We start from the raw sequence: 11,485 nt of genomic DNA on the forward strand, positions 1-11,485 counted from the left end.
TTCCTAGGGTGTTGTTCTCCCAAACAAAACAAAAATTTGATTCACTTGTCAGATTTTTCCCTAGAGTTTCCGTCTCCTAACTAAAACAAAAATTCAATTCACTTGTCAGATTTTTTCCTAAAGTTTCCGTCTCACAACCCAAACATAAATTTGATTTGGTTGCCAGATTTTCTCCTAGAGTTTCCGTATCCTAACTAGAACTAAAATTCGATTTACTTGTAAAATTTTCTCTTAAATTTTCCGTCTCACAAACAAAACATCAGATTTTCTCCTAGAGTTTCCGTCTCCCAAACAAAACAAAAATTCGATGCACTTGTCAGATTTTCTCCTAGAGTTTCCGTCTCCTAACTAAAACTAAAATTCGATTCGGTTGCCAAATTTTCTCCTAGGGTGTTGTTCTCCCAAACAAAACAAAAATTTGATTCACTTGTCAGATTTTTCCCTAAAGTTTCCGTCTCCTAACTAAAACAAAAATTTGATTCGGTTGCCAGATTTTTTCCTCAATTTTCCGTCTCACAAACAAAACATCAGATTTTCTCTTAAATTTTCCGTCTCTCAACCAAAACAAAAATCCGATTTACTTGTAAAATTTTCTCCTAGAGTTTCCGTCTCTCAACCAAAACAAAAATCCGATTTACTTGTAAAATTTTCTCCTAGGGTGTTGTTCTCCCAAACAAAACAAAAATTCGATGCACTTGTCAGATTTTCTCCTAGAGTTTCCGTATCCTAACTAGAACTAAAATTCGATTTACTTGTAAAATTTTCTCCTAGGGTGTTGTTCTCCCAAACAAAACAAAAATTTGATTTGGTTGCCAGATTTTTTCCTAAAGTTTCCGTCTCCTAACTAAAACAAAAATTTGATTCGGTTGCCAGATTTTCTCTTAAATTTTCCGTCTCACAAACAAAACATCAGATTTTCTCTTAAATTTTCCGTCTCCCAAACAAAACAAAAATTCGATGCACTTGTCAGATTTTCTCCTAAAGTTTTGGTCTCCCAAACAAAACAAAAATTCGATGCACTTGTCAGATTTTCTCTTAAATTTTCCGTCTCCTAACTAAAACTAAAATTCGATGCACTTGTCAGATTTTCTCCTAAAGTTTTGGTCTCCCAACCCAAGCATAAATTTGATTCGGTTTCAGATTTTTTCCTAAAGTTTCCTTCTCATAACCAAAAATTTGATTCGGTTGTCAGATTTTCTCCTAAATTTTCCTTCTCCCAACCAAAACAAAAATCCAACTCTGTTTTCAGATTTTTTCCTCAAATTTCCGTCTCCCAACCAAAACAAAAATCCAACTCTGTTTTCAGATTTTCTCCTAAATTTACGGTCTCCCAACCCAAGTCAAAATCCAACTCTGTTTTCAGATTTTCTCCTAAATTTACCGGAAAATTAAGGTATAAAGCCTCTCCATTTATGGAGAAAAAAGCGGTTGAGGGATGGCGAGGAGACCTCGCCATATCCAATCAACCAAGAGAAGAAAAAAATTCCTTGAGCGCCAATCCTATCCGTTATAAGAAGAGGTAATTATTAATTATTAATTATTAATTATTGAAGGTCTCCCAACCAAAACAAAAATATGATTCATTTGCCAGATTTTATTGTATGCTATAGTCAATCATATTTATTGAAAATAGGTAAGTAAAAATGGCTAATTTAAAATTACGACGCTCTGAAAATATTAGTGGAGATATATACGTTGATAATACCTGTATAGATTGCGATACTTGTCGCTGGATGTCACCAAAAATTTTTAATCGAAATGGAGAAAAATCAGCAGTTTATCACCAACCTATAAATGACAAAGAAAGACTAGCAGCAATGCAAGCTTTATTATCTTGCCCAACAAATTCTATAGGCACTGTTGAAACTCCAAAAGATATTAAAAATGTTCAAGAAACTTTTCCTATTTTAGTGTCAGATAATATTTATCATTGCGGTTATCATTCTGAAAAATCTTTCGGTGCTGCTAGTTATTTTATTGTTCGACCAGAAGGGAATATTTTGGTAGACTCACCTCAATTTTTAACTCCATTAGTGAAGCGTTTAGAAGCAATGGGAGGAATTAAATATATGTATTTGACTCATAAAGATGATGTAGCAGATCATCAAAAATTTCGAGAACATTTTAATTGCGATCGCATTCTCCATGTTGACGATATTTCCCCAGACACCAAGGATATAGAAATAAAGTTAACTGGTATAGACCCAATTTCCCTAACTCCAGATTTATTAATTATTCCTGTGACTGGTCACACTAAGGGTCATACAGTTTTACTTTACCAAAAATTTTTATTTACAGGCGATCATCTAGCATGGTCTAGTCACTTAAATCAACTTTATGCTTTTCGTCGTTATTGTTGGTATTCTTGGTCAGAACAAATTATCTCTATGGGTAAGCTCATTAATTATAATTTTGAGTGGGTATTACCTGGTCATGGTCATCGATATTATGCTGATATAGAAACTATGCAAAAGCAGTTACAAAAATGTATTGACTGGATGAAAAATCATTGATAAATTTTAACGGTTATACAATTACTAATCTAAAATAGTCAGAAAATATTCCAATTATCAACAACAGTGCTATAAAAAGGAGATTAAATAATTAAGATAAAAGTATAGAAATCCTATTTTATTTGTGTATAAAAATCTTACTGCTTTTAGGGAACAAGTAACAGGCGGGAGTTTCAATTTTTTTATCTACTTTTTGATTTATCACAACCGTAAGCATTCAGCTATTAGCGGTCAGCTCTCAGCTTTTTAGACTCTACCCTTAAAGGCGGAGTTTAGATAAAGCAAGCATTTGCTTAACTTTTACTACATTTCAACTAGAGAATTGAAGTACAAGAACAACTAACTTTAGTCGTCAACTAAAGGTAATAAAGCTGATAGCTGATAGCTGACCGCTGAATGCTTACTCACAACCTATTTAGGATTGCTATATATTTTCTCCTACTATTTTTCTATGATTTATTCCATTTTATCTGAATAAAACAGATTCTAATACCTTCGATTAAGAAGGGTGGTTTTCTTCCAACCAACTTTCCAAATTCTCCAAACTATTAAAATCCAAAATATCCTCCGTTAAACTTTCTAAATCTTCTAAAAGTCAATCTTTAATCTCAATACTTATTGTCGCCGAAATTTCTTCAAAAAGCTTTTTCAGTAAACGCATAACTAGAGCGATCGCTTCTCTTAAACGTCCTGTTTATTACCCATAAATTATCCACCCTCTTTCATCTTGTATTGCAATTGCTCAACGCTCAAATATATCTAACTATTCTCTTGTTATATTAATTCTATTAGCGATATTTAAAGCCTTTTATATTTCATAAACTTCCCCTAAATTCTCTGGGATACTATCTAATCTGTTAGCGTCTTTGAGAAAATAAATCTATTTATCAGTTAAGCTGTTTAAGTCAGATAAGGCTTTATGAAATTTCGGCAATTCCAGGAAAATTAATCGCAATTGTTTGTCGAGACATTCAAACTTTTTAGTTTCCTCCTAAAACACAAATTTATTGATAAAATCATTGGTATTTTCAAACAGAATAAAATCTGTAATTGTGACGGCTATGGCTGGATTTAGTAGGAATAATCTTCTCCTGTTTCTAATTGATTTGCATAAGCTTTAGCCAGGTTGTAAGCTACTCTTTTTTTGAAACCAGCCATTCTGGCGACTTGCATTTCAATAATTACAATTTAGCCGTCTACTAAAACTGTACTGATAACTGGTAAGTGATAACTGATGACTGAAATGACCCTCTGCTAGTTCTATAAAAAACTCCTAATAATATTTCCATAAATTTGAGGTAATAACTCAAGCAAATTCGTTTGATATAAATATTGAATAGGAGAAGTATTACTAATAACATTAGGCATTAGCCAAATCATCGATTAATTCAGCTTCAGTTAGTCTAAAAGTGTTAACACCATAATCCCCTAATTTTGTTAAAAATAAAACTTTGGGAAGACCAGCAAAAACTGCTGCTATACCTGTAGAAATTCTACCCATTTCATAATATTTAATTGCAGCTATTAAACGAATCTCTGCACTCAATTTTTCGGGAGTTATTTCTAGTACCGATCGACTTTCATCTGGTATAGTAATAGTAATTTATTTTGTGATAAATACCTTTTCGTGTAACCTAAGTTTTATTAATTCTAATACAACTTGATAATCATTAATAATTTAACTATAGCTTCAATTAAAAAATAGATATATCGGTCTAGTAGGTTGCGTTTCGCTACGCGACATGAAAAGCGTTTGGGCAGCATTCCGAAGGAAAGCGTAACGCACCGAAATATTTGGGATAGGTCTAGTAGTAGATTGACACATCTAAAATGGTGCCCTGCGACGGATTGCTAAATTCCTTTTATACTCTGAATTTAAGCCGTATAACGCACCCTATAAATTGAATTAATATAATAATTAACTTCCCTACATTCGAGATATTTTCTACTCACAAATAAAGACTAAAACTCGCTTCTCCCCACTAAATATTAACCATTAGGGAAAGGCGAGTTGATAGAATTATTTATTAATACTAAAATATTTGCTAATTTTATGGTAAACCAGTACAGGGTGGTGCGGAACTCTTCACAGTATTAGTATTGCCGTAATGATTAGCAGCAATTGCGTTCGCTTCACTTGTAACCTGATAATAATCACATAGTGCTGCTGGACAACCGTTCATATAATCTTCTGTTGTTTTTCCACCCCAACATTTTCCTTTAGGAGATACAATAATTTTATCTCCTTGACCAGGACATGGTGCCCATCGTGACGATGAATAAAAACAGAGAGTTTGTCCAGTATCAGGATTTTTATAAGTTTTGGAATTTACTACTTGACCCCAAGGACTACCCCCATACTGTGCTATACTATCAACGTTATTTAACTCCGAACTAATACTGGTATGATTAGTCTGGGTAGAAAGGTTTTCTGGTAAATTAGCATTAGCATTTCCATTTCCTTTAATGGCAATTCCACTAATAGCTAATACTGTACCAATTAATAAAATTCTGGCTTTTTTATTCATTGATTTGTTATAGAAACTAACCCATAATTTTTAACTTTTTTCATCAGTAAAAATACAGATATAATAACTGACTAAAGCTAAAAAAAATTGGTTTTAACTGCTAACATTCATATTATTTTGACCATTAATATTTTGTCAGTCGGGAAATGTCCTGAGTTTAATGTCTGAAAAAGTCGGAAAATGTCATATTAAAGTTTTACCAAATCATTAAGGTTTAAAGTCTTTCCTGTAAATGATAAAAAAGGAAAAAAATATTTTGAGTTATATAGCTGTTTGGAAACTCATAAAAACCTCTCTCCAAACCTCTCTCCTACTCCGAGAGAGGCTTTGAAATCCCATTATATTGTAGGGAATGCTTAGGGGGGTTTAGGTTTGCGCAGATTCAAAGGAAAAAAATATTTTGAGTTAAGAGCTGTTTGGAAACTCATAAAAACCTCTCTCCAAACCTCTCTGCTACGAGAAGAGAGGCTTTGAAACCCCCATTCCCTTGTAGGGAAGGGGGGTAGGGGGGTTAGGTTTTTAGGATTCATCGGTTCCATGCAGCACTTTTCAAACAGCTTCTAATCCTCTTATTTTTCAGGAGAGGTAATTAAGCTAAGACGCATTTTAAATGCGTCTTAGCAAGTCAGAAGGCGCGAAGTCAGAAGTCAGAAGTAATAAGATTTTTCTCTTAAGCAAGGCACATAAAAATAAGTCATTTAAATGCACAACAGCTTATTAATTGTTAATTATTAATTATTAAAAGTATGGAAATTCAAGATGTTTTAAAACTTGCCGATCGCCTGATTTTTAATCACACGGGAAAACACTTGGATGACTTACAAAAAACTATTATTGAAGGAGTTTGGCATGGAAAAAAGTATGCTGATACAGCAGAGAATATTCCCTGTAGTGAAGGTTATATTCGAGATACCGCCTCAGATTTATGGAAAATTTTATCGAGTTTATCTGGGGAAAATATTAATAAATCAAATTTTTGTTCTGCTCTAGAAAGATTACAATTTTCTGTTCATTCAACAGTCTCTAATTTTGCCAATTTAGGAGTGACAAATAATTTAAGTTTATGTAGCGATCGCCTCACGTCTTTAGAAAATGAAACTAATGGTAAAAAGAGAAACAGATCGGCAAACAAAAAATCAGAAGATCGGGTTACAACCTTACCCAATAAAAATATTAGAGAAGCTCCCGAACTAGGGAAAATGTACGGTCGAGTTAAAGAAATATCAACCCTAGAAAATTGGATATTACAAGAAAAAAGTCGATTAATTGGAATATTAGGAATAAGTGGTATTGGCAAAACCACATTATCACGACATCTGCTAGAAAAAATACAAGATAATTTCGACTATATTATTTGGAAAAATCTATATCACGCTCCCACCTTATCAACATTAGTTGCACAATTAGTCTTATCATTATCAAATCAAATTTATATTAACCTCTCTCTATCCGAAACAACAGAAAAAAATCTACTCTTAAATTTAGACCTAGAAACATTATTCTCAATATTTTATGAATATTTGCGGAATTATCGGTGCTTGATAATTTTAGATAACCTACAGACAATATTGGCAGAAAATAAATTTTCGGGAAATTATCAAAATCAATTTCAAAACTACAGTGAATTTTTTCAAAATATTGGCGAACTCCCTCATCAGAGCTGCTTAATCTTCAACAGTTGGGAATCACCATTAGAAATAATCAACTTAACAGACCTGAAAACTCCAGTGAGAATAATGTCATTAAATGGCATTGGGGAAACAGCAAGAGAAATTTTTCAAGCACAAAATCTATCCGATGAAGAAAGCTGGCAAAAATTAATTAATACCTATCGAGGCAACCCTTACTACTTAAAAACAGTATCCCGCATGATTCAAGAAATATTCAATGGCAAACTCAGAGATTATTTAGCATACAATAGCCTATTTTTAGGCGATGAAATTATTACCAAATTAGATAAACATTTTCAAAGATTATCCATATTAGAAAAACAAGTAATATCCCAATTAAGTCAGATAGATAAACCTGTAACAGTTACAGAAATTTTAGAAAAATTACCACTATCACCACCAGAGTTATTTCAGACAATTCAATCATCAGGGAGGCGTTCGTTAATTGAAAAAATCACACAAAAGGAATTGACATTATTTACAGTATCCCCAGTAATTAGAGAATATTTCAATAATTAATAATTAATAATTACCTCTTATATAATAGAGGGATTATATAAAAGGATTTTTTTTTCTTTTTTGTCCAGGAATGGAGAGGCTTTAAACCTTAATTTTTAGATAAAAATGCCAGATAAAAGTCATAGTTAATCTAGAGATAATTCTAAATTCATTTTAGTAATTTGAGCGATTAATACGTAGGAGCAAATGGCAGTTTTATCCTAAAGAGTATTAGATAGCGATCGCCAGTTTTGACTATTATAAAAAATGAACCTTTTCAACTTTTCCTGGAAACCAATGAACAGAACCCAAACACAATTACCCACAGACACTTGGATAACAGCAACTTGGCAAGAATACATCCAAACCATTCAAGACCAAAGTTATAAAAAAGCTAAAAGTTACTACAACAAGGGAAAACTTAGAATTGAAATGTCACCATTAGGAAACAAACAAACTCTCTACCATGCAGTTATTCTCACAGCTATTAATCTATTTGCTGGTATCAAAAAAATGAACCTAAGTTGTAGAGATAATTGCACTTACCGCAAAACAGGATTTCGAGCAGCTCAACCAGACATTTCCTATTATGTTAGAGAAAATGCTAATGTCGTTCCTTGGGAAGCATCTATTATTGACCTAGATATTTATCCTCCACCAACTCTAGTTATAGAAGTTGCTAATACTTCCCTAGCAGATGATAAAAGGGAAAAACGTTTGCTGTACGAAGCAATGAATGTCTCTGAATATTGGATAATTGATGTACAAAATGTGGAAGTTATTGCCTTTGCTGTTGCCCATGGAGGTAGTAAAAAAATTAATGAGTCTCAAGTTTTGCCAGGGTTAGGTATGTCTTTATTAGAAGAAGCATTTCAGCGCACTCGCCAAACAAATCAAAGTCAGGTTTACCGAAAAATTTATAATTAATAATTAATAATTAATAATTAAATAATTCGCGCCTTGAAGCCTCCCCTTGGATAGGGGAAAACAAAGAAAATATTCCTTATATTCAATTCCCGTACGGTTTTAACCTTCTTGTAATTATCAAGTTCGCCATTATCCATTATCCATTAATGAAGCTTGGTTATTAAGTCAGTTTCAGAAATAATCTTGAATCATAAATATTAATTCCAACTGTATCAGGATCGGACAATTTCCTTCAGGATGAGTATTTTGGTATTTTACGCTAGGCCACCAGATTTATCCTTATTTCCTTCTTTCTGCCTGCTCTAAATTTCCCATTCCTTCTAACTCCTGACTCCTACCCCTACCAAAAAGACTTTTTCAGCAAACCCTAAATATTGTTGCTATTTATCTCAGATCGAATCCGATTAAATTAAATGGAATTACAACAGGTTGAGTAATTCTACAAGTTATAATAAATAGTAGATGATTTGTGCTAATATACATAAACTGGACATATTAGAGCTTTTGAAGTAGTAATCTATAGAAGGCTAGTCTTCCTTTCTATAAACCAAGTGAGAAAAAACTAACTACTTTTGCTCCACAAAACAAAAAAGGATGAAAATATCAAGATTATTGGAGGATGATACATAAATGACCCAAGTGATACTAGGAGAAAATGAGGGAATTGAATCTGCATTACGTCGATTTAAAAGACAGGTTTCTCAAGCAGGAATATTTCCAGACATGAAAAAACATCGTCACTTTGAAACGCCGATTGAAAAAAAGAAGCGTAAAGCAATGGCATTACAGAAGCAAAGGAAAAGACGTTCCCGGTTTTAATTTGATGTTTATTGTCAGCGACCCCAACCCTAAATTAGTGACCTTGTAGGTCAATGAGTGACGCTTTTAACTATTACTATAACTTGTGCAGAGACGCGCTCGGGCGTCTCCCTTCCACTTACCATAAAAAAAATATTAAAGACTTCAAAATATATCTATTTATATAAATAGACATAGGCGTGATAATTAAAAATCAAATCAATCCCATACGCATAAATCATTAATTCTTTCCCCCTACTCTGTACGGAGGTTGCACAGGCAAAAATGCGTTTCATGTCGCGCAGCGAAAGGTCCCTACTACTCCCTCTTTTCCAGAGAGGTCTAATAAATAAAACTGATTTTCTGCTAAATTTAATGTTAATTTAATTAATAATCAAAAAAATCAACTGGATACTTGTATAAAAATTTGTACCTGGATAGGACAAAATACTTTTGGTCTAGCAAGCTCTTTTAATTTATCAATTGAGTCATCCTTTTGAATTTTGACTTCCGCAAAGCGGTTGACTGAATCTAACCCTATATTTTGAGAGAGAAAAACCATGGCTGTAGAGCAGCCGGAAATTGATATTGCCCCTTTTATTGACCACTCCTTATTAACAATTACTTCTACTTCAGAGGAAGTGTCAAAATTTTGTACTGAAGCTGACAAATTTCGGTTTCCGTCAGTTTGTGTATACCCTTGTTATGTTCAAAAAGTAGTAGATTTACTTTATAACAAAAATCCGACCGTTTGTACGGTAATTGGTTTTCCTACTGGTACAACTACGAGTAAAGCAAAATTGTATGAAGCTTTAGAAGCAGTAGAAAATGGAGCTTCAGAATTAGATGTAATGGTTAATTTGACTCATATTAAAACAGGACAAACTAATCAACTACATCGGGAAATAGCTGAAATATGTGAAGAAACTGGTAAAACAGTTAAAGCCATTCTAGAAATGGCATTGCTAACCGAAGAAGAAAAGCTTTTAGTGACAGAAGTTTTGATGGATGCAGGTGTGGCTTTTATTGTCACAAATACTGGATGGTATGGTGGAGCAACAGTGGCAGATGTAAAACTGCTCAAAGAAATAACTAAAGCTAATGTTGGGATTAAAGCTGCTGGAGGAATTAAAACCTACGAGCAAGCAGCAAATCTAATTTTGGCTGGTGCAACTAGGTTAGGTACATCTCGTGGTATTGAATTGCTTAATCAGCAAAATAGTCACTCATCAGAAGTCAGAAGTTAGAAGTCATAGGGAAGTGCTGTATGAGTCGTAGAGTTGGTAAAGGGAATAGCAAAAAATAAATTATCCAATTTTTGAACTAGACCTGGAAAGTTTAACTCCCTCTATTGCCTACTCCCTACTCCCTCCTCCCTACTCCCTAAATTCCAGGTAATTGTATATTTTTTTATTTGGAAGTCCCAAATGTTCAGTAATTAATATTAATAATTCCCTAATTTGTACACCATACTAATACTTCATAATCAGTATTTTATCGAATGTCTAAAATATTGGATAATCAAAAATACTCATGGAGATCATAAATCTAATTCTATGGATAGTTGTCATAGCAGCTTTTACGATAGCTTCTATTTATATAGTATCCTTAATTTTTACCATAGGAGTTGCTTTTCTGTTTTTGATTTTAGCAGCATCTGTTTCACTGTTTCTATGTATGTTTTTGGCATATTTATTAGTTGCGCCTTTTAATGAATTTGTACCACTAGATACACAATATTTTCTCTTTGGAGACAACTATCAAATATTTTCTCAACGAGTAATGTTCGGCATTATTGCTGTTAGTTTAGTAGTATTATTTTTCATCTTTAAGAAATACCGCTGGAGGAATGACTATCCATATATTGTATATAGCATTTTGTCTATTATCATTATGAATATTCCCATGATTTTGCTTTTCCTAACTCAATCAGATGGTAAATATTCTTTTGAAAATGACACAACTTTATTTGAAAATGATATAACTAACACAATAGCTATGACACTATGGACTTATATTTTTTGGTTGAATTTATGGAGTTTTTTTTCTATACATCTGACAAGGTAATTGCTGTTTTGACTAATTTTTTAGCAGAAAAATTTTAATTTCATGTTTCTATTCCTAGAGTACCAGAAAAAATCTTGCATTCATATACAATTTACGGTGGTACATTTGGTGCAACTATTGCTATGTACTTTTTTAATCATAAAGTAACAAGTGAAAAGTTTCAGCCTATCTATCGAAAAATAATGTTTACTCAAATTTGTTTTATAGTTATTCTTTTGATTATCAACCTTCAAATTTTCTGATCCAATAATTAGTAAACAATTGAATTACGGGTTGAAATATCCAATCATAATAACCTAAAAATAATACGATTTCTATAATATATTAGTAGGGGTTTGGTTTCTAAACCCTTACTTAATTTCTAGATAAGTTTAATATTTTTGTAATAGCCTTAATTATCATGCCAGCTACACCAGAAAGTATCCACACTTTTCTTAACTATTGTCGAGAATATATTAGTGGTACAAAAAGAAGTGATGGTTGG

General features: G+C 32.7%; 11 protein-coding genes. 7 read left to right on the forward strand and 4 right to left on the reverse strand.

Features of this window, described 5'->3' with window-relative positions; translation table 11 throughout:
• Positions 1 to 1,258: 1,258 nt before the first annotated feature.
• Entirely contained in the window at positions 1,259 to 1,456 is a 198-nt protein-coding gene (locus tag F6K22_RS16100; RefSeq protein WP_293099635.1) for a hypothetical protein, read from the reverse strand.
• 187 nt (positions 1,457 to 1,643) lie between these two features.
• Here F6K22_RS16100 and F6K22_RS16105 point away from each other — a divergent pair, with 187 nt between their 5' ends.
• A complete protein-coding gene (locus F6K22_RS16105) occupies positions 1,644 to 2,513 on the forward strand; it encodes an MBL fold metallo-hydrolase (RefSeq protein WP_293099638.1) in 870 nt (289 codons plus the stop codon).
• Between the two features lie 1,260 nt (positions 2,514 to 3,773).
• On the opposite strand, the gene F6K22_RS43510 is transcribed toward F6K22_RS16105, so the two are convergent.
• From F6K22_RS43510 to F6K22_RS16120, 3 genes are all read right to left on the reverse strand, one after another.
• Complete coding sequence (locus F6K22_RS43510; protein ID WP_483244138.1) at positions 3,774 to 3,893, reverse strand: PIN domain-containing protein; 120 nt, start codon at positions 3,891 to 3,893, stop codon at positions 3,774 to 3,776.
• Positions 3,874 to 4,116, reverse strand: a complete 243-nt coding sequence (locus F6K22_RS16115) for a UPF0175 family protein (protein WP_363273680.1) — start codon at positions 4,114 to 4,116, stop codon at positions 3,874 to 3,876. The genes F6K22_RS43510 and F6K22_RS16115 overlap by 20 nt, the downstream gene beginning before the upstream one ends.
• Positions 4,117 to 4,564: 448 nt before the next feature.
• On the reverse strand, positions 4,565 to 5,041 hold the full coding sequence (locus F6K22_RS16120; protein ID WP_293099643.1) for a hypothetical protein: 477 nt from the start codon (positions 5,039 to 5,041) through the stop codon (positions 4,565 to 4,567).
• Between the two features lie 746 nt (positions 5,042 to 5,787).
• On the opposite strand from F6K22_RS16120, the gene F6K22_RS16125 reads away from it, so the two are divergent.
• The 6 genes from F6K22_RS16125 to F6K22_RS42140 all read left to right on the forward strand — a co-directional run bounded on the left by F6K22_RS16125 (position 5,788) and on the right by F6K22_RS42140 (position 11,243).
• Complete coding sequence (locus F6K22_RS16125) at positions 5,788 to 7,230, forward strand: helix-turn-helix domain-containing protein (protein WP_293099646.1); 1,443 nt, start codon at positions 5,788 to 5,790, stop codon at positions 7,228 to 7,230.
• A 276-nt stretch (positions 7,231 to 7,506) separates the two neighbouring features.
• Positions 7,507 to 8,136, forward strand: coding sequence for a Uma2 family endonuclease (locus tag F6K22_RS16130; protein WP_293099649.1), 630 nt, complete (start codon positions 7,507 to 7,509; stop codon positions 8,134 to 8,136).
• A gap of 630 nt (positions 8,137 to 8,766) precedes the next feature.
• Positions 8,767 to 8,955, forward strand: a complete 189-nt coding sequence (gene rpsU, locus F6K22_RS16135) for a 30S ribosomal protein S21 (RefSeq protein ID WP_094675126.1) — start codon at positions 8,767 to 8,769, stop codon at positions 8,953 to 8,955.
• Between the two features lie 539 nt (positions 8,956 to 9,494).
• Positions 9,495 to 10,181: a deoxyribose-phosphate aldolase gene (deoC, locus tag F6K22_RS16140; protein ID WP_293099660.1), complete on the forward strand. Its 687-nt coding sequence runs from the start codon at positions 9,495 to 9,497 to the stop codon at positions 10,179 to 10,181.
• 286 nt (positions 10,182 to 10,467) lie between these two features.
• On the forward strand, positions 10,468 to 11,001 hold the full coding sequence (locus F6K22_RS16145) for a hypothetical protein (RefSeq protein WP_293099662.1): 534 nt from the start codon (positions 10,468 to 10,470) through the stop codon (positions 10,999 to 11,001).
• A 50-nt stretch (positions 11,002 to 11,051) separates the two neighbouring features.
• Entirely contained in the window at positions 11,052 to 11,243 is a 192-nt protein-coding gene (locus F6K22_RS42140) for a DUF1294 domain-containing protein (protein WP_363273682.1), read from the forward strand.
• Positions 11,244 to 11,485: the final 242 nt, after the last annotated feature.

The organism is Okeania sp. SIO2F4 (assembly GCF_010672385.1).
Taxonomy (GTDB): domain Bacteria; phylum Cyanobacteriota; class Cyanobacteriia; order Cyanobacteriales; family Microcoleaceae; genus Trichodesmium.